The organism is Marivivens sp. ABH4_498, from assembly GCF_056160585.1.
Genome location: NZ_JBSWXL010000003.1, coordinates 309103 through 326611, shown reverse-complemented (window position 1 = coordinate 326611; position 17509 = coordinate 309103). Strand labels below are relative to the sequence as shown.

The following is a 17509-nucleotide window of genomic DNA, read 5'->3' as shown; positions in this document are numbered from 1 at the left end:
AATTATCCACAAAATCCGATTTCAGGCGATCCAAAGGGATAGATCACACGCCAGAGGAATACGGGACCGACTCTGCAACCTGAAAACGGATTATCAATATTTATCGCGTTTAACGAGTACACCACGAACAAGAGGATAAGGCCAAATGATCATTCTATTTCTGACCAGCAGCTTTCTGGGCCTTATGGTGGCAATCGGCGCAATGACGTTTCTGCACCTACCCATCCTGCCCGCGTTCGCGCTGTATTTGGGTCTGGGCATCGCCCTGCCGCTATGGTCCATCGTCAATCAGATGAAACCAAACCGTGCCAAAGCGATCGCCGAACACGCGCCGTTCTGATTATCCGTTGATCCAGCGCATAATGTCAGGCCCGCGCATGGCGCCGGGTTGGCGTTTGACCTCTTTGCCTTTGGCAAAATAGATCATCGTTGGAATGCCACTGATCCGATATTTTGTATTAGCTGCGCGGTGTTGGTCGGTATTCAACTTGGCCAAACGCACCTTGCCGGCCATGGCAGCGGCGGTTTTTGAAAACTCTGGCGCCATCGCGCGGCATGGCCCGCACCAAGGGGCCCAAAAATCAACAATCAGCGGCACATCATCGTTGCGCGCTGCCTTTTGTAGGGTCGTCAAATCGACTTCGACAGGTTTGGAATTCATCAGTTTGCTGCCGCAGGTCGCGCATTTTGGGCCAGCGTCCAGTTTTTCGCCGGGTACGCGATTGACCTGACCACAGTCCAGACATGTGATTTTCATTCCAGCCATTTGCGCTCTCCTGCTTGCGACACATAAGGGATATAAGATGTGTCAGAGCCCGACACAACCCGCAGTGTCAAAAGCTTTACTTGATTAATTCCAACTTCCTGCCATGCTAGTAGGTGCGAGTTACGACCTATTTCGACACTGTCTCCTTTTTCGGCCCAGTTCTTCGATCCAGTACTGACAAGCCGAGCCGCTGCAATACCGCGAGCGGACGTTACTAAAAGGAGTCTCACGATGGCCACTGGCACCGTGAAATGGTTCAACACCACCAAAGGCTACGGCTTTATTGCGCCTGATGGCGGCGCAAAAGACATTTTCGTTCACATTTCCGCAGTCGAGCGTTCGGGTCTGCAGGGTTTGAACGAAAACCAGAAAGTCAGCTTTGAACTGCAGTCCGGCCGCGACGGTCGCGAATCTGCAATTGATCTACAGCTGATCTGATTTAGGTTGATTTATTTCATGGGCGCAGGAATGCTGTGCCCATGAAGTTTTTTACGTCCATCTGTTTCTTACTGACCGCGTTTGTCAGCCCTGCAATTGGGCAGACGGTCAGCCCCGTGGCCGAAGAACAGGCCTATATCGTCAAAATTTTCGAAAAAATTCAGCCGCGATCCTTTGCGCTGAACCGCGAGATTTGCGGTTACATCGGGCGCAACGACGCGGGCCGTTTGGTCAGCAGCCGCCTAAGCACCGGTTCCGAAGCCGGATGCACCCTACCACTCTGGCCCACAAAATTCGAAGTCATCGCGTCGTTCCACACGCATAGCACCTATAGCCCCGAATATAATTCCGAAGTGCCATCATCGACCGATATGGAATCGGATGAGGCGTCAGGCATTGATGGATGGATTGCGACCCCGGGCGGACGGCTGTGGTACGTGGATTCGTCGGAAATGGTGGCGTATCAGATTTGCGGCCACCACTGCGTGCCCCAAGACCCCAATTACATCGAAGAACCAGGTGAAAACATAAAACCCTACTACAGTTACCGCGCCATTCTGAAAGGCGAAGGTTACTGACGGTCGATTATTGGTCACGACCATCCTATATGACGGGTACCCAAGTAAGAGACACCAATGACCCACCCCCGTTTTTTCGGCTATGGCAGCCTCGTTAACCTTACCACCCATGAATACCCCGACCCGCAGACCGCCACGCTAAAGGGCTGGCGCCGCGTTTGGCGGCACACGTCCATCCAAGAGCCCGCATTTCTATCGGTGGAACCATGCGACGACACCGTGTTGCTGGGTGTCACAGCGCAGGTACCGCATGGAGATTGGGTCGCTTTAGACGAACGGGAGTCGGGATATCAGCGCAAAGATGTGACCCATCTGATCGACGGCGCCCAGATGCCGACTGCGGTTTACGAAGTCGAAGCACGGCATTACGCGGCGCCTTCGGTCAATCCGATCCTGCTGTCCTATCTGGATGTCGTTGTGCAGGGATACATGGATATGTTTGGCGATGACGGGGCGCAGCATTTCTTTGACACGACGCACAATTGGGGTCCGATCCTGAATGACCGCGCCGATCCGCGTTACCCCCGCGCAAGAAAATTGACCGCCGCACAGACGGCGACGGTCAATGAATATTTAGCAAAACTGGGTCAGCCGCAGGACTGATTACAGGCGCGGTTTTACCTGCATCAGCTGCATCACATCGCCCATGTCAGGGCCGCGTTCGCGGCCTGTGACGGCCTTGCGCAGCGGCATGAACAGGCCCTTACCTTTGCGGCCTGTTGCCTCTTTCACGGCCGATGTCCATTCACCCCAAGTGTCTGCGGTGTATGGCGGTTCGCCCAGCAGGCCCAGCGATGTTTCGATCATTTCGCGATCTTCGTCCGCAACCAGCGCAGGGGCGCCATCGCGGAACAGGGTCCACCAGTCCTGCATGTCGGACAGGAACGTGATGTTTTCGCGCACGACCGACCAGAAAGTTTCGGCCAGATGTTCAGGCACGCCCAGCGCCAGAACGTCGGATTTCACGGCCTCGAACGGTTTCGCGGCGTTAATGCGCGCGGTCAGAGGTTTCAGATCCTCGACATCGAATTTGGTCGGAGCCACGCCGAATTTCGACACGTCGAAGCCGTCGATCACCTCTTGTACGGTGTCGCGCAGTTCAACAGGGTCAGAGGTGCCCAAACGCGCCATCAGCGACATGATCGCCATAGGTTCGATGCCTTCGCCCTTCATGTCTTTCAGGGACAAGGTGCCCAGACGTTTCGACAGCGCCTCGCCTTGCGGGCCGGTCAGCAGCGAATGGTGGGCAAAGGTCGGAACGGTGCCGCCCAGCGCCTTGATCATCTGGATTTGGGTTGCGGTGTTGGTCACGTGGTCGGACCCGCGCACAACGTTGGTGATGCCCATTTCGGTGTCATCGACAACGGACGCCAGCGTGTACAGGAACTGACCCGAATCTTTGATCAGAACAGGGTCGGACACAGACGATGCGTCGATCGAAATGTCGCCCAGAATGCCGTCGGTCCATTCGATGCGTTCCCAATCCAGTTTGAAACGCCAGTGCGATCCACCGCGTTCTTCGCGTAGGCGGTTCTTTTCGGCGTCGGACAGGTTCAGCGCGGAACGGTCGTACACAGGCGGTTTGCCCATGTTCAGCTGTTTCTTGCGTTTCAGGTCCAATTCGGTCGGCGTTTCAAAGCATTCGTACAAACGACCCATTTCGATCAATTTGTCTTTGGCTGCGGTGTAACGATCCAGACGTTTGGATTGATATTCTACGCGATCATAGGTGATGCCCAGCCAGTCCAGCGCATCCATAATCCCGTCAACATATTCCTGTTTGGAACGTTCTTGATCGGTGTCGTCGATCCGCAGGATGAACGTACCACCCTGTTGCTTTGCAATGCAAAAGTTCATCAGCGCAGCGCGCAGGTTACCAATGTGCATCCAGCCAGTTGGGGACGGGGCAAAACGGGTTGTTGTCATGTGCATCTCCTGTTCGTTCTGCCTCTTTCATATTGGGCTATAAATGTCCATATCGGGGTTATGGACTATACCGCACCGACCAACGACGAAATCGCCGAATTGGCCCGCAAAACGGCCGATCATTTCCCTGCGCCGTTCAACGAACACGCCCGCGCCGTTGCGATTTGCGTCGATGACTGGCCCGAGGATGACGACGAAGACGACCCCTATACCCTAACGGGGCTATATGTCGGCGTGCCGCTAACACAAAAAGGGTTCGCCGAAAGCGTCGATGACATCGTCTGGCTGTTCCGCCGTCCTATCATCGATGAATGGGCCGAACGGGGGGACGTGACATTGGCCGAATTGGTCGCGCATGTGACGACCCATGAATTTGCGCATCATTTCGGCTGGACCGACGATCAGATCGCTACGATTGATCGCTGGTGGGAATAATCCACTCACGATAGTTTGAACAGTCTATCATCCAGCCCGCCCTATTTTTTCAATTTATATAAATAGGGAGACTACTAATGACCATTACACGCCGTCAGGCTCTATTATCGGGTGCAACTCTACCAATCGCGAGTTTTGCTATGACCGCCTCTGCAGCTGGGCATTCCGCTGCGCCTGAACCCACACCGATTACCCACCGCACGTTTCACCTGGGCGAATTCGAGGTAACGACCCTACTGGCGGGCAGCCGCCCGATGGACAATCCCCAAGGCACCTTTGGCATGAACGCAAGCGCCGAAGAATTCGAAGCCGCCTCTGCCGAAAACTTTATCCCAGCTGACCGCAGCGTGAATTTCTTTACCCCAACGATCGTGAACACAGGGTCCGAAGTTATTCTGTTTGATACAGGCCTATCTGCTGACGGCATCACGTCGGCTTTGGCTGGGGCTGGCTATGCGGCGGATGACATCACGCATGTTGTGCTGACCCACATGCACGGCGACCACATTGGTGGTTTGTCGGGTGACAACGGTGTGACCTTTGCCAATGCAGCGTATGTCACGGGACAGGTGGAATACGATCACTGGGCCGCGGCAGGAAACGATGGTTTCGACGCAAAGGTGCGTCCACTGGCGGAAAAGATGACGTTCTTGGGTGATGGCGATGCGGTGCGTTCTGGCATTACCGCCGTTGCAGCCCATGGTCACACGCCGGGCCACATGGGGTACATGCTGGAATCGAACGGTAGCCAGTTGCTGCTCATGGCCGATACGACCAACCACTATGTTTGGTCGCTACAGCACCCCGAATGGGAAGTCCGATTTGACATGGACAAAACCGCTGCTGCAGAAACGCGCAAACGTATTTTGGGCATGGCTGCGGCTGACCGTTTTGCGGTTGTTGGTTATCACATGCCGTTCCCCGGACTGGGGTACATCGACACACGATCCGAAAACGGGTTCCATTTCGTGCCGCACAGCTATCAGCTGTTATAAATTCGGCCCGTATAGCTGCCATTCGGCATCAGTGACCCATAGGGCGAGTGTTTCCCATTCGCCCTTTTTCACTGCCGAATAGGTGGCGTGTAAATCCGCGCCCAAGATGGATGTCATGGCATCCGATGCCGCGAACAGATCAATCGCCGTATCCCAGCTGGTTGGCAGTGCGGGATATGCTGCGCCGCCGTCGGGCCCTTCGGCCCCTGCGCCCATGCGTTGTTCGATCCCGTCCAGCGCCGCGCCCAAGGTCACAGCCGCCACCAAATAAGGGTTTGCATCGACGCCGCCGATACGGTGTTCGAAATGGCGGGATTTGGGGCTGCCTGCAGGCACGCGCAGGGCAACGCCGCGATCTTCGACGGCCCAAGTATTCGTGGCTGGCGAATAAACTTTGCGCGCGAAACGGCGCCACGAATTCAGGACGGGCGCGAAAACCAGCATGCTATCCGCCATGGATGCACGGATACCCCCGATAGCCGACAGCATCAGCGGGGATAGATCATCGCCCTGATCCGCAAACAGGTTCGCCCCGTTTTCATCGGCCAGCGATAGATGCAAATGCATCCCCGATCCCGAACTGTCACCAAACGGTTTCGACATAAAACAAGCGTCCATATCGTACCGCCGCGCGGTCATGCGGATCAGGCGTTTGGCGCGGATAATATCATCCGCCGCCGACATCAGGTCGCGATAGCGCAAGGTCAATTCGAACTGCCCCACCGCATATTCGGAAATCACCGTTTCCAGCGGCAGGTCCATCGCCGCAGCGCCCGCATAAACATCATCAAAGAACGGCGCCATTTCGTCCAGTTCATCAACCGACATGCAGTTGGTGCCAGACAGCCGCCGCCCCGTCATTGCGGCGCGCGCGGGTTGAACGCGGCCCTGATCATCGCGTGCGCGGTCTATCAGGTAAAATTCCAGCTCCATCGCGCCCATGGGGGTGAAACCTGAGGCCCCAGCCCGCGCGACCTGACGCAGCAGCGCCCCGCGCGGATCGATAGGATGCGGCGCGCCGCTTTCGGCCTCCATCTGCAACAAAACCTGCCCGCGTCCGGTGGCCGGCATAAACCCTAGCGTTCCCGCAACAGGCCAACAGCGGCTATCGCCCGTGCCGCCTGTCACGCAATCAATCGCATCATCCACGTCGTGGCCCGATACGTCCTGTGCGAACAGGGTCGCAGGCATTCCCCTGCCCGATTTGAACAAAGGCACCAATTCGTGACGGCGGATGATTTTGCCCCGCCCGATCCCGTTCAGGTCGGTCAACACAATGTCGATGGCCGACACATCAGGATGAGCGTCTAGGAATGCTTCGGCTTCGGCAATTGGGGCGCGGTGCGTGGTCATGGCGTGTCTTTCGTTATGCACCCATGATGTCTGATCCAAAACCAAATCGTTCACAACAAAAAACGGCGCAGGAAAACCCGCGCCGTTTCGTCAATTAGTCAGGTGATATTAGCCGATAACGTCAACAATAACGTTGGTTTCAGCATCCACCACAACGGTCTGGCCGTTTACGTTCAGATAGTCAAAGGCGACCTCGGGAGTGTCATAGGTGGTTACGGTTTCAGGAATGCCCGCACCCACGACGACTTCACCGTTCAGCCAGACAGCCTCAACCGGGTTGGTTTCGATGAACGTGATGGTTTCTGTGGTTGGTTCCACGGTTGCAGCACCAGCCGCCGCACCCATCATGCCCGTTGCGGCGATCACGCCAACAGGGCCACCCAGACCGTATGCGATCAGCGCGCCAACCGCACCGCCAGCTAGGCCAGCACCGGTTTCTTCGGCTTCGGTTGCTTCAACGTCGACCATTTCAACGGTTTCAACAGTTGTGATTGTTGCCTGAGGCAGCGTTACAAATTCTTCGCCTTCGGTGATGGTCAGGTATGGGGCGTAGGACCAACCTTGGACGCCGTCATAGGTGACTTCGCACCATTCGGCATTTGCCAGACAGCCGTCGACCATTGCCATTTCGCCACCCGGAATGACAGCGACAGGTTCATACCATGCACCTGGACCCGAACGCACGTTCAAGTCGGTTGCTGCGGTTGCGGACAGCGATTGGGCCATTGCAGGTGCCGCAGCCATCAGTGCGATTGCAGACCCCATAAGAGCAGTTTTGATCGGTTTCATTTCGAACTCCTTTCAAAGCGACGTCAGTGCCGCTGATTTGAAAGGACAACATAAAAGGGCGCGAAACCGTTCCGCGCCCTGACTTAGCCGTGATGGATATTCACGAAACCGTGATCACATGGAACTATCGCGGAAACGGTTCACAATCGGATAACGGCGGTCCATCCAGAACGCCCGTTTTGTCAGGCGCGTACCCGGAGCCGATTGGAACCGTTTGTATTCGCTGATGTAAATCAGGTGTTCCACCCGTTTGACCGTATCGTGGTCGTACCCACGCGCAACCAGATCGGCGACGCTGGATTCTTGATCAACCAAACCTTCTAGGATCGCGTCCAGAATGTCGTAGGGCGGCAGGCTGTCTTCGTCTTTTTGGTCGGGGCGTAGTTCGGCGCTGGGCGGTTTGTCGATGATCGACACAGGGATCACTTCGCCCGCGGGGCCGTCCATCCACGGACGGTGATGCGCGTTGCGCCAGCGGCACGTTTCAAAGACGCGCGTTTTGTACAGGTCTTTGATCGGGTTATAGCCGCCGTTCATATCGCCATAGATGGTGCAATAGCCCACCGCGACTTCGGATTTATTGCCCGTGGTCAGCAGCATTTCACCGAATTTGTTCGACATCGCCATCAGCAGCAGACCGCGCAAACGGGATTGGATGTTTTCTTCGGTCAGATCGGCATCGCGGCCCGCAAACAATGGGGCCAAGGTGTTGGTGATCGCGTCGCGGCCTTCTTTGATCGGGACATAGTCGTAGTGAACGCTCAGACGCTTTGCGATATCTTCGGCATCATCCAACGACCCTTGGGACGTGTATTCAGACGGCAGCATCACGCAGCGCACGTTTTCCGCACCCAACGCATCCACGGCAATGGTCGCAACCAGCGCGGAATCGATACCGCCCGACAGGCCCAGCAGCACCTTTTTGAAACCCGTTTTACGCATGTAGTCGCGCAGGGTGATCACCATCGCATGGTAATCGCGTTCCCAGTCATCGCCATAGATAGCCATTTGGCCGGGCGTTGCTTCCCACCCATCGGCGGTGCGGGTGAAATCGACGTGTTCGATGCATTCTTCGAACAAAGGCAGCTGAACGGCCAATTTACCGCCACGGTTCAACACGAACGACCCGCCGTCAAACGCCTGATCGTCCTGACCACCGACGGTGTTCACATAGACCATTGGCACATCGTTTTCGACAACACGCGCCACCATATGGGACATGCGGCGATCGAATTTACCGCGGTAATAGGGCGACCCATTCGGTACGACCAACATTTCCGCGCCGCTTTCGCACATGGTTTCGGCTACATCGCGGAACCATGCGTCTTCGCAGATGGGCGATCCGATCCGCAGCGGGCCCGCATCATATGGGCCCTGAATAGCGCCGCGATTAAACTGGCGCACTTCGTCGAACACATTGTAGTTCGGCAGGAAATGTTTCAGCTGCACGGCCGCGATCTGGCCCTTTTTGCAGATGAAATAGGCGTTATAAAGCCGGTCATCCCGTTTCAGCGGCCCGCCGATTGCCAAAATGGGGCCGTCCGCGCATTCGGCGGCCAACGCCTCGATCCGTTTTAGGCAGGCATCGTGGAATGCGGGTTTCATCACCAGATCTTGGGTCGAATAACCCGCGATGAACATTTCAGGAAACGCGATCATGTCGCTGCCCGCATCACGTGCGGTTTCCCATGCGGCGCGCGCTTTGGCGGCGTTGCCTTCGATGTCGCCCACGGTCGGATTCAACTGGGCCATGGTGATGCGGAAAGTGTCGGTCATGTGCAGCCTATCAATCAGTTGGGCCTAGATTTAACAGAACCACAGGCAAGGGAAAGCCGTTTGACGCCAACAGCCAGCTAAAGCGTTGTAAGATATGCCCATGTCGATTAACGTCTGCGGTGCTGAAACAGGGAAGACCACAATGACTCGGAACGTTGCGCTGGTAGGCGGGGTTGCATTTGCCTTGATGGCAGGGGCGTCCATGGCACAGGACATCCAAACAAAACAGTACGAGGACGGCGGCGTCTACGAAGGCGAATTCGTCGATGGTAAACAGCAGGGTATCGGCACGTATCGCCTGCCCAATGGTTATGAATACACAGGTGAATGGGTCGATGGCCGCATCCAAGGCATGGGAACCGCGCGTTTCCCCAATGGATCGGTCTACGAAGGCCAATTCACCGAAGGCAAACCCAGCGGAACCGGCAAAATCACCTTTGCTGACGGCGGCACCTACGAAGGTGACTGGGTTGACGGCAATATTACAGGGTCGGGCATCGCCCAATACGCCAACGGCGTGACCTACGAAGGCGAATTTCGCAACGCCATGCACCACGGCACAGGCACGATGACCGCGACGAACGGCTATTCCTACGTCGGCACGTGGGTCAACGGCGTCAAAGACGGCAGCGGCACGATCACCTACCCAGACGGCACCGTTTACGAAGGCGAATTGGCCCGCGACGACCGCGAAGGCGCGGGCAAACTGACCATGCCCGACGGCACCGTTTACGAAGGCACTTGGGTTGCTGGCCAAATCGAAGGCACCGGCCGTTTGGTCCAACCCAATGGTGACATCTACGAAGGCGATCTGGTCGCTGGCCGCCGCGAAGGCACAGGCACCGTCACCTATTCCAACGGCGATATTTATCAGGGCGGATTTGCCGACGACCGCCGCCACGGTCAGGGCACATTCCGCGGCACCGACGGCTATGTCTATGTCGGCGCATGGGACAACGGCGCGATGTCGGGTCAGGGTCAGGTCACCTATCCCGACGGGTCCGTTTACGTTGGCGAATTTGCGGACGACCTGCCGAACGGCACGGGCAAAATCACCTATCCAGACGGTTCGACTTACGAAGGCGAATGGGCAAACGGCGTCATCGAAGGCCAAGGCATCGCCACCTACACCAATGGTCTGGTCTACGAAGGCGAATTCAAAGCCGCGAAAAACCACGGCTTTGGCATCATGCGCTACGGCGATGGCTACACCTACGAAGGCGAATGGGCCGACGGCCAACGCGAAGGCAAAGGTGTTGCCACTTATGCCGACGGGTCCGTTTATGACGGCGAATTCGCGGATGGTCAGCGGTCGGGCACCGGCACGATCACCATCCCCGACAATCCGGCGACCGAAACCGATGAAACCTTTACCTACACAGGTGATTGGCAAAACGGCGAAATCGCGGGCTTTGGCGTGGCGACCTATTCCAACGGCGACAAATACGAAGGCATGTTCGTATCCGGCCGCCGTCAGGGCGCGGGCACGATGACCTATGCGTCGGGCGAGGTTGAGACAGGTGAATGGAGCGATGATCTATACGTCGCCGAAGACACCACCGACAAGGCCACAACCGACGAAACGGCGACCGAAGACACGACAGCGAACTAAGGCTAATCGGCCTTAGACCACATCGCCGGCGTCCAGTTTCGACAACCAGTTTTCCGCATCAGACAGGACCGCCTTTTGGCGGTCTTCGTTCATGCGGTCCCACGTGCGATAGATATTGCCCATGCGGTGGTTATCTTTGAACCTGTCGCGATGACGATCCAGAAAATGCCAATACAACAGGTTAAACGGGCACGCATCGGGGCCTGTTTTATCTTTGACCTTATAGGCGCAGGATTTGCAGTAATCCGACATTTTGTCGATGTAATTGCCGCTGCTGACATAGGGTTTGGACGCGATCACACCGCCGTCGGCAAATTGGCTCATGCCTATGGTGTTCGGCGCCTCGGCCCATTCAAAGGCATCTGCGTAGACCGACAAATACCATTCATGCATCTGATGCGGATCGATCCCCGCCAATAGCCCGAAGTTGCCCGTGACCATCAGGCGTTGGATATGGTGCGCATAGGCATCCGTGCGGGTCTGTTCGACGGCCTGCAAAATGCAGTGCATTTTCGTGTCGCCGCCCCAGTAAAACCAAGGCAAATCGCGGTCATGGCCCAGCGCGTTGCGCCCCACATATTCGGGCCCGTGCAGAAAATAGATGCCGCGCACATATTCACGCCAACCGATGATCTGGCGAATGAACCCTTCGACTGCGTTTAACGGGGCATCGCCGTTGCGATAGGCATCTTCGGCGGCCTGACACGCCTCTAACGGGGATAGCAGGCCGATGTTGATGTACATCGAAATGATCGAATGCCACAGGAACCGCTGCCCCGTCAGCATGGCGTCCTGAAAATCGCCAAATTTCGGCAACCCGCCTTTGACCCAATGGGTCAGTTGCCGCCGCGCCTGTTCGGTGTCGGTCGCAAACCAGAACGGACGCAGGTCGCCGAAATGGTCATCAAATTGCGCCTCGACCATATCCAGCACGGCGTTCACCGTGTCATCGGGGGTGAAATTCATCGGGCCGTTGAAATCCACCTGACCGGGCGCGGGTTTGCGATTGTCGTGGTCATAGTTCCATTTGCCGCCCTCGGGCTGGTCACCGTCCATGAGCAGCCCCGTTTTGCGGCGCATGTCGCGGTAGAAATATTCCATCCGCAGCGCTTTGCGCCCGTCTGCCCAAGATTCAAAATCGGAATGGGTCGCCACGAAACGGTCATCGCCGAATTGATGCACGGGGATTGGCATATCCTCTAACGCGGAAATCAGTCGCCATTCCCCTGGTTCGGTAGCGATAATTTCATCCGCGCTGTGCTGCGACGCATAGCGCAGCAATTCGCCCGTGATCGTTCCCGAATTTTCAGGATCGTCCAATTCGGAATAGGCCACCGTCCACCCGTCATCGCGCAGACGACCCGCGAATTTCCGCATCGCTGACAGGATCAAAGCGATCTTTTTGGGGTGGTGTTTGACATAGGTCGCCTCGCCCATGACCTCGGCCATGACGACAATGTCTGTATCGGTGTCCGCTTCGCGCAAGGCGGACAGATTGGGCGACAGTTGATCGCCCAGCACCAAAACCAGTTTCACCATGGGATCGGTTTTCCAGCGTAGTCATAGAAACCACCCGTTTCGGTGGCGCCGTCCAAAACGTCCAACAACATCCGTGCGGATTCGGTTGGTTGCAGTTTCTTGGCTTTGTAATTGGCGGTGAATGACGTCTCGACCGTGCCGGGGTGCAGGGCCAAAACGACAGCATCGCGGTGGGTGCGTTTCATTTCCAGCGCCGCGCCGCGGATGATCTGGTTCGCGGCGGCCTTGGAGGCGCGATAGCTGTGCCAGCCGCCCAAATTGTTGTCGCCAATCGACCCGACCCGCGCGGTCAAAACGCCCAGACGCCCGTTCGTGGCCAGTTTCGGTGCTGCATGTTTCAGCACAGTCGCCACGCCAATGGTGTTCACCGCAAAAACCCGCGCCATCACATCCGCATCAATGGCTGACAGTGATTTTTCGGGGGCCGCGCCATTGGGGGCCAGAATGCCGATCGCCACGAAAATACGGTCAAACGGGCCGTCCAGATCGCCGATCAAACGCGCCACGCTGGCGTCATCGCAGACGTCCAACCCATCGCCCGACCGCGACAGACCAACCGTGTCGCCATCCATCACCTGCACCATGGCCGTGCCGATGCCGCCCGATGCGCCTATCACCAAATTTCGTTTCATGATCGGGAAATAGAGCCCGCCCCGCCCCATTCCAGATGGAAAATCACCATGGCAGGGTCAATTCGGCCTTTTCATCATGGGAATCATGGCTATAGTCCGACGCCATGACGCGCTTGACACATATCACCATTGATGCCGGCTCCTGCCGTGCTGTGCCTTCGCGCGGCCTTCTACTTCTTAGCAGCCTCTGAGCGTGCCTTCCGGCGCGACCGCTCAGGGGTGTTCTAGCGTCGGGCAAAGCTAAGAAAAGACAAGGAATACAGACATGACCAAAGACCGCGTGTTGATTTTCGACACAACCTTGCGTGACGGCGAACAGTCGCCAGGCGCAACAATGACCCACGACGAAAAACTGGAAATCGCAGAGATGCTGGACGACATGGGCGTCGACGTCATCGAAGCCGGTTTCCCCATCGCGTCCGAAGGCGATTTCCGCGCCGTATCCGAAATTGCCCAGCGTTCGAAAAATTCGACGATCTGTGGTCTGGCCCGCGCCAATTTCAAAGATATCGATCGCTGCGCCGAAGCCATCAAACAAGCCGGGTCCGGCCGTATCCACACGTTCATCGGCACATCGCCGCTGCACCGTGCGATCCCGAACCTGACCATGGACGAAATGGCGGACAAAATCCACGAAACCGTCAGCCATGCGCGCAACCTGTGTGACAACGTTCAGTGGTCGCCAATGGATGCGACGCGCACCGAATGGGATTACCTGTGCCGCGTGATCGAAATTGCGATCAAAGCAGGCGCAACCACGATCAACATCCCTGACACCGTTGGCTACACCGCCCCTGCGGAATCTGCGGACCTGATCAAACGCCTGATCGACACCGTGCCGGGTGCGGACGACGTTATTTTTGCAACCCACTGCCACAACGATTTGGGCATGGCGACGGCGAACGCGCTGGCTGCTGTGGCTGGCGGTGCGCGTCAGATTGAATGTACCGTCAATGGTCTGGGCGAACGCGCGGGCAACACCGCGTTGGAAGAGGTCGTAATGGCACTGAAAGTGCGCAACGACATCATGCCGTTCACCACCGGCATCGACACGACCAAGATCATGAACATCTCGCGCCGCGTTGCGACTGCTTCGGGTTTCCCTGTGCAGTTCAACAAAGCGATCGTTGGTAAAAACGCATTTGCGCATGAATCCGGCATTCACCAAGACGGTATGCTGAAAAACGCGGAAACGTTCGAAATCATGCGCCCCGAAGACGTGGGTTTGGCGGGCACTTCGTTGCCGCTGGGCAAACATTCGGGCCGTGCGGCACTGCGCGCGAAACTGGACACGCTGGGTTACACCATGGCGGACAACCAGTTGAACGACCTGTTCGTCCGTTTCAAAGATCTGGCCGACCGCAAGAAAGAAGTGTTCGACGACGACATCGTTGCGCTGATCCGTCAGAACGACACGGTCGAAGACGTGCTGAAACTGAAATCCCTGCGCGTTGTCTGCGGCACCGATGGCCCGCAAACCGCTGATCTGGTGATGACCGTTGATGGCGTTGAAAAATCGGTCACCGCGACAGGCGACGGCCCTGTTGATGCGACATTCAACGCGGTCAAAGAAATCTACCCTCATGGCGGACGTTTGGACCTGTATCAGGTGCACGCCGTGACCAAAGGCACCGATGCCCAAGCCACCGTTTCCGTAAAGCTAGAGGAAGACGGCCGCATCGCAACGGGTCAATCGGCAGACACCGACACTGTGGTCGCTTCGGCCAAGGCGTATATCAACGCGATTAACCGCCTGATCGTGCGCCGCGAAAAATCGGCGCCGGGCGACGATATCAAATCGGTCAACTACAAAGACTCGGTTTAATCAAACGGGCGGCCCTTCGGGGCCGCTTTTCTTTTGGACGGGTTTGGTTCCAAACGGCTAGTCGATGCGTGAAAACCCCGCAGGCATCTAAACAATATCTGCCCCGCTACGTTTAGGTTTTTGATAGCAACTCAACTAGCAAGGGACGCCATGCAAACCTCGACCGAAACGGCCGCGAAAAAGCCGCACGTTCCCCATCGGTATTATACCACGGGCGATTTTCTAGACCTGATCAACGCCCTGCGAGGTTACGACCCAGGCGCCGCATCCCATACTTTGATGGGCCTGTTGCGCATGGCAACCCGCGGCACGGCATCCCCCGTCGAACAGACGGCCCTGCGCATCGCGGGCCTAGCCGATCTGAACGGCACCGAATTTAACCTGACTGACGAAGCAACCGACCTGCTACATTGTTTCAGCACCGGCGAATTCAGCGGCGAAATGGCGGACCGTAATGAACAGCGTCCTGCCGTTGCAGAACCAGAAGACACGACCGATTATCTACAAGCTGGCGGCGAACCTGAGCCGCTGGCCCGTCTGAACATCGGCGGCACCAATTACCTGATCGGCGAATTGTCCGACCTGAACATGCTGGCGTATCGTCTGGACACCGATCTGGAATGGACACACCTGAAAAACACAGTCGAAGAAGGCTGGTCCGAAATCGCTGCTGAAATCATCGCGGCGACCCGTGACACCACACATGACTACATCCGGATGCACATGATCCATCGCCGCAATGCGCAGGTGGGTGAAAACACCGTTCTGTTTGAATTGTTCGGGTTCGAATGGTTCATCCGTTTCGGCGAAAACAAATGCGAAACCCGCGTCGGCGGCATTGACTGGACCGAACTGGATATCGAAGGCCTAGACCGCGAAGAGGACATGTCAAAAATCGCTGTCAAAGCATTGCTGACAGCTGTTCCAAACGCATCCGAACGCTTTGCCGACGATATCAAAGAATGGTCGCTGCGGCTGGCGGCTGGCGCAATGGTCATGCCAGCGTTCAACATCTGATCGCTGATATAACCTATCAGATATCAGGGGGGCGGGTTGATTACCCGCCCTCTTCCATTTCTGCGATGAATTTGCGCAGGCGTTCGACTGCTGCTTTTTTGATTTGGCTGACGCGGCCCGTCGTGACGCCCAACACTTTTGCGATCTCGTAGACGTTCAATTCTTCGACGTAGTACAGCTGTAACAACAGGGCCTCGCGTTCGGGCAATTGTCCCAGCGCGCGGCGCAACATGCCCTTCATCTGCTGGTTTTGCAGTTTGTCTTCGACGGTATGCGCACCGTCTGAAAACAATTTGGACTGGTCGGTGTACAACTCATCCAAAGACTTCACTTGGCTGGCTGCGAAACGGGTTTCCCATTCCTCTAGCTGGCCAACCTCGATCCCTAACTCTTCGGCGACTTCTTCTTTTTCGGGGGCACGCATCAGCGCCTGTTCCAGCTTGGCCGTTGCGGCGCGTACCTTTTGCTGCATCACAATGGTGCTGCGGCAAACGCTGGCGTTATCGCGCAAGAAATCCACGATCGATCCCCGCACGCGGATCGCAGCATATGACCCGAATGACGCGCCCGCCTTTGGTTTGTAACGGCGGCTTGCATCGATCAGGCCCATATAGCCGACCTGCAGTAGATCATCGACTTCGACCATGCGGCCAACGCGACCATACATGTGCCACGCGATTTTGCGCACGATATGCATGTGATCCGCGACCAGTTTATCAGGCGAAATGGTCTGTTCGGAATAACCTTTGGTTAGCAGCATTTGCGTACTCCCTTTTGGGCGGGTTGGGTACGTGGTTTGGTCATTAGCGGCCTCCTGACACTGGGGTCAGCCATCCATTGGCGATGGCGCGGATGTCCGCGCGGCAAGGCCGCTGCAAAGCGTCAACCAGTCCTGCACCCTGCCCCCACAGGGACAGTTTCAGACCAACCGCCGCGATGGCGCAGAATTCTTCGGGCATGGGGGCCCATTCATCGACGCGCGTAAAACAAACGCGCGGGTTCAGATGGGACCACTCTTTCAAATGGCGTGCCAACAGCGCGGGATGCATCCCCGTTGGCAGGCACAGAATGATTTCGGTTTGGCCTTCGATCACCAAAGTTTCGGCCAATCCCGCACAAGTGACATCCAGATCAAAAATCTGCGGAGCGGCCTGATCGATCAGCCCCCAATCGGGGCGCAGGCGGATTTCATTCACCAACGGACGTTCGACATTCAAGCCCAGCAAACGCGCCTGCCCTGTCAAACGATCCTCGGACATCAGGCGTGCTTTGCGGGGGGCGATCAGGCGCGGCACCACATTGGTGCGTTCGGTCATCATCAACGTCGCCATGCGCGCCGCCAACGTGGATTTACCAGCGCCTTGCGGCCCAACGATCAGCGTCCGCGCTGCGCGGCCAGCAAGGTAATTTTCATCCAGAACAGCGCCGCATAGGTCGCTAAGGAACCCGTCCTCTTGGCCCGCAGGCTGGCCCAATTCGACCCACAGGTCCGCCACAAACCCAGGCGCCAATCCAGGCCATCCACCAGACTGTTTCGCCATTGTTGGGCGAAATGCGGGCTGATGCGGATTATTATCGCGGATGTCGCGCGGATCAGGACCAACAGGTTGACCCGACCGTTCGGCCAATACTTCGCCAAAGGTTTTGTTCATTGGCGTCATGCGCGGCGGCTTGCGGCGTTTGGGTGCTTCGGTCGTGGCGCGAACCTCGACCTGACCATTCTTTTGTTTGGTCGACAGGATATAGGCGTCTTGCCCCAGTCGTTTGACGACCTCGTCCATGGCAAGGGCAGTATCAGATGCGCGTACAACAATCGTAGACATGGTTT

The 17509-nt window shown here is 56.8% G+C and carries 18 protein-coding genes; 9 read left to right on the top strand and 9 right to left on the bottom strand.

Features of this window, described 5'->3' with window-relative positions:
- The first annotated feature begins 145 nt into the window (after nucleotides 1–145).
- Nucleotides 146–340: a hypothetical protein gene (locus ACXAGA_RS08955; protein ID WP_475117138.1), complete on the top strand. Its 195-nt coding sequence runs from the start codon at nucleotides 146–148 to the stop codon at nucleotides 338–340.
- On the opposite strand, the gene trxC is transcribed toward ACXAGA_RS08955, so the two are convergent.
- Nucleotides 341–766 carry a thioredoxin TrxC gene (gene trxC, locus ACXAGA_RS08950; protein ID WP_475117137.1) on the bottom strand — a complete coding sequence of 142 codons (426 nt, stop codon included), beginning with the start codon at nucleotides 764–766 and terminating at the stop codon, nucleotides 341–343. It abuts the gene before it with no gap.
- A gap of 231 nt (nucleotides 767–997) precedes the next feature.
- Between trxC and ACXAGA_RS08945 the strand changes: the two genes are divergently transcribed.
- From ACXAGA_RS08945 to ACXAGA_RS08935, 3 genes are read left to right on the top strand one after another with little or no spacing between them, the layout of a single operon-like run.
- Nucleotides 998–1204, top strand: a complete 207-nt coding sequence (locus tag ACXAGA_RS08945) for a cold-shock protein (protein WP_475117136.1) — start codon at nucleotides 998–1000, stop codon at nucleotides 1202–1204.
- A gap of 41 nt (nucleotides 1205–1245) precedes the next feature.
- On the top strand, nucleotides 1246–1782 hold the full coding sequence (locus ACXAGA_RS08940) for a DUF4329 domain-containing protein (protein WP_475117135.1): 537 nt from the start codon (nucleotides 1246–1248) through the stop codon (nucleotides 1780–1782).
- Nucleotides 1783–1839: 57 nt separating this feature from the next.
- Entirely contained in the window at nucleotides 1840–2385 is a 546-nt protein-coding gene (locus ACXAGA_RS08935; RefSeq protein ID WP_475117134.1) for a gamma-glutamylcyclotransferase family protein, read from the top strand.
- Here ACXAGA_RS08935 and gltX read toward each other — a convergent pair whose 3' ends face one another.
- A complete protein-coding gene (gltX, locus tag ACXAGA_RS08930) occupies nucleotides 2386–3708 on the bottom strand; it encodes a glutamate--tRNA ligase (RefSeq protein WP_475117133.1) in 1323 nt (440 codons plus the stop codon).
- Between the two features lie 60 nt (nucleotides 3709–3768).
- On the opposite strand from gltX, the gene ACXAGA_RS08925 reads away from it, so the two are divergent.
- Entirely contained in the window at nucleotides 3769–4143 is a 375-nt protein-coding gene (locus ACXAGA_RS08925; protein WP_475117132.1) for a metallopeptidase family protein, read from the top strand.
- Between the two features lie 77 nt (nucleotides 4144–4220).
- Nucleotides 4221–5138 (top strand): MBL fold metallo-hydrolase, encoded by a 918-nt coding sequence (locus ACXAGA_RS08920; RefSeq protein WP_475117131.1) that lies wholly within the window; start codon nucleotides 4221–4223, stop codon nucleotides 5136–5138.
- On the opposite strand, the gene ACXAGA_RS08915 is transcribed toward ACXAGA_RS08920, so the two are convergent.
- The 3 genes from ACXAGA_RS08915 to ACXAGA_RS08905 all read right to left on the bottom strand — a co-directional run bounded on the left by ACXAGA_RS08915 (nucleotide 5133) and on the right by ACXAGA_RS08905 (nucleotide 9056).
- Nucleotides 5133–6491: a glutamine synthetase family protein gene (locus tag ACXAGA_RS08915; protein ID WP_475117130.1), complete on the bottom strand. Its 1359-nt coding sequence runs from the start codon at nucleotides 6489–6491 to the stop codon at nucleotides 5133–5135. The two genes, ACXAGA_RS08920 and ACXAGA_RS08915, sit on opposite strands and share 6 nt — an antisense overlap.
- Nucleotides 6492–6599: 108 nt before the next feature.
- On the bottom strand, nucleotides 6600–7280 hold the full coding sequence (locus ACXAGA_RS08910; protein WP_475117129.1) for a DUF1236 domain-containing protein: 681 nt from the start codon (nucleotides 7278–7280) through the stop codon (nucleotides 6600–6602).
- Between the two features lie 114 nt (nucleotides 7281–7394).
- Nucleotides 7395–9056 carry an NAD+ synthase gene (locus ACXAGA_RS08905; RefSeq protein WP_475117128.1) on the bottom strand — a complete coding sequence of 554 codons (1662 nt, stop codon included), beginning with the start codon at nucleotides 9054–9056 and terminating at the stop codon, nucleotides 7395–7397.
- 142 nt (nucleotides 9057–9198) lie between these two features.
- Here ACXAGA_RS08905 and ACXAGA_RS08900 point away from each other — a divergent pair, with 142 nt between their 5' ends.
- A complete protein-coding gene (locus ACXAGA_RS08900) occupies nucleotides 9199–10668 on the top strand; it encodes an MORN repeat-containing protein (protein ID WP_475117127.1) in 1470 nt (489 codons plus the stop codon).
- A gap of 12 nt (nucleotides 10669–10680) precedes the next feature.
- Here ACXAGA_RS08900 and ACXAGA_RS08895 read toward each other — a convergent pair whose 3' ends face one another.
- Entirely contained in the window at nucleotides 10681–12207 is a 1527-nt protein-coding gene (locus tag ACXAGA_RS08895; protein ID WP_475117126.1) for a cryptochrome/photolyase family protein, read from the bottom strand.
- The gene (locus ACXAGA_RS08890) at nucleotides 12201–12839 is read right to left on the bottom strand and encodes an SDR family NAD(P)-dependent oxidoreductase (protein WP_475117125.1); all 639 of its coding nucleotides are present in this window, start codon (nucleotides 12837–12839) and stop codon (nucleotides 12201–12203) included. Before ACXAGA_RS08890 ends, ACXAGA_RS08895 begins: the two co-directional genes overlap by 7 nt.
- Before the next feature lie 265 nt (nucleotides 12840–13104).
- Between ACXAGA_RS08890 and ACXAGA_RS08885 the strand changes: the two genes are divergently transcribed.
- Nucleotides 13105–14664 (top strand): 2-isopropylmalate synthase, encoded by a 1560-nt coding sequence (locus tag ACXAGA_RS08885; protein WP_475117124.1) that lies wholly within the window; start codon nucleotides 13105–13107, stop codon nucleotides 14662–14664.
- Between the two features lie 150 nt (nucleotides 14665–14814).
- Nucleotides 14815–15681, top strand: coding sequence for a hypothetical protein (locus ACXAGA_RS08880; protein WP_475117123.1), 867 nt, complete (start codon nucleotides 14815–14817; stop codon nucleotides 15679–15681).
- Between the two features lie 40 nt (nucleotides 15682–15721).
- On the opposite strand, the gene ACXAGA_RS08875 is transcribed toward ACXAGA_RS08880, so the two are convergent.
- Both ACXAGA_RS08875 and ACXAGA_RS08870 read right to left on the bottom strand, forming a co-directional pair.
- Nucleotides 15722–16441 carry a sigma-70 family RNA polymerase sigma factor gene (locus ACXAGA_RS08875; RefSeq protein ID WP_475117122.1) on the bottom strand — a complete coding sequence of 240 codons (720 nt, stop codon included), beginning with the start codon at nucleotides 16439–16441 and terminating at the stop codon, nucleotides 15722–15724.
- A gap of 43 nt (nucleotides 16442–16484) precedes the next feature.
- Nucleotides 16485–17504: a P-loop NTPase family protein gene (locus ACXAGA_RS08870; RefSeq protein ID WP_475117121.1), complete on the bottom strand. Its 1020-nt coding sequence runs from the start codon at nucleotides 17502–17504 to the stop codon at nucleotides 16485–16487.
- Nucleotides 17505–17509 lie beyond the last annotated feature (5 nt).

Bases quoted from the DNA above. Each gene is read 5' to 3' on its own strand.
- ACXAGA_RS08875 (WP_475117122.1), bottom strand. From the start codon at position 16,441: ATGCTGCTAACCAAAGGTTATTCCGAACAGACCATTTCGCCTGATAAA.
- ACXAGA_RS08880 (WP_475117123.1), top strand. From the start codon at position 14,815: ATGCAAACCTCGACCGAAACGGCCGCGAAAAAGCCGCACGTTCCCCAT.
- ACXAGA_RS08895 (WP_475117126.1), bottom strand. From the start codon at position 12,207: ATGGTGAAACTGGTTTTGGTGCTGGGCGATCAACTGTCGCCCAATCTG.
- ACXAGA_RS08935 (WP_475117134.1), top strand. From the start codon at position 1,840: ATGACCCACCCCCGTTTTTTCGGCTATGGCAGCCTCGTTAACCTTACC.
- gltX (WP_475117133.1), bottom strand. From the start codon at position 3,708: ATGACAACAACCCGTTTTGCCCCGTCCCCAACTGGCTGGATGCACATT.
- ACXAGA_RS08885 (WP_475117124.1), top strand. From the start codon at position 13,105: ATGACCAAAGACCGCGTGTTGATTTTCGACACAACCTTGCGTGACGGC.
- ACXAGA_RS08945 (WP_475117136.1), top strand. From the start codon at position 998: ATGGCCACTGGCACCGTGAAATGGTTCAACACCACCAAAGGCTACGGC.
- ACXAGA_RS08870 (WP_475117121.1), bottom strand. From the start codon at position 17,504: ATGTCTACGATTGTTGTACGCGCATCTGATACTGCCCTTGCCATGGAC.
- ACXAGA_RS08890 (WP_475117125.1), bottom strand. From the start codon at position 12,839: ATGAAACGAAATTTGGTGATAGGCGCATCGGGCGGCATCGGCACGGCC.
- ACXAGA_RS08940 (WP_475117135.1), top strand. From the start codon at position 1,246: ATGAAGTTTTTTACGTCCATCTGTTTCTTACTGACCGCGTTTGTCAGC.
- ACXAGA_RS08920 (WP_475117131.1), top strand. From the start codon at position 4,221: ATGACCATTACACGCCGTCAGGCTCTATTATCGGGTGCAACTCTACCA.
- ACXAGA_RS08905 (WP_475117128.1), bottom strand. From the start codon at position 9,056: ATGACCGACACTTTCCGCATCACCATGGCCCAGTTGAATCCGACCGTG.
- ACXAGA_RS08910 (WP_475117129.1), bottom strand. From the start codon at position 7,280: ATGAAACCGATCAAAACTGCTCTTATGGGGTCTGCAATCGCACTGATG.
- ACXAGA_RS08900 (WP_475117127.1), top strand. From the start codon at position 9,199: ATGACTCGGAACGTTGCGCTGGTAGGCGGGGTTGCATTTGCCTTGATG.
- ACXAGA_RS08915 (WP_475117130.1), bottom strand. From the start codon at position 6,491: ATGACCACGCACCGCGCCCCAATTGCCGAAGCCGAAGCATTCCTAGAC.
- ACXAGA_RS08955 (WP_475117138.1), top strand. From the start codon at position 146: ATGATCATTCTATTTCTGACCAGCAGCTTTCTGGGCCTTATGGTGGCA.
- trxC (WP_475117137.1), bottom strand. From the start codon at position 766: ATGGCTGGAATGAAAATCACATGTCTGGACTGTGGTCAGGTCAATCGC.
- ACXAGA_RS08925 (WP_475117132.1), top strand. From the start codon at position 3,769: ATGGACTATACCGCACCGACCAACGACGAAATCGCCGAATTGGCCCGC.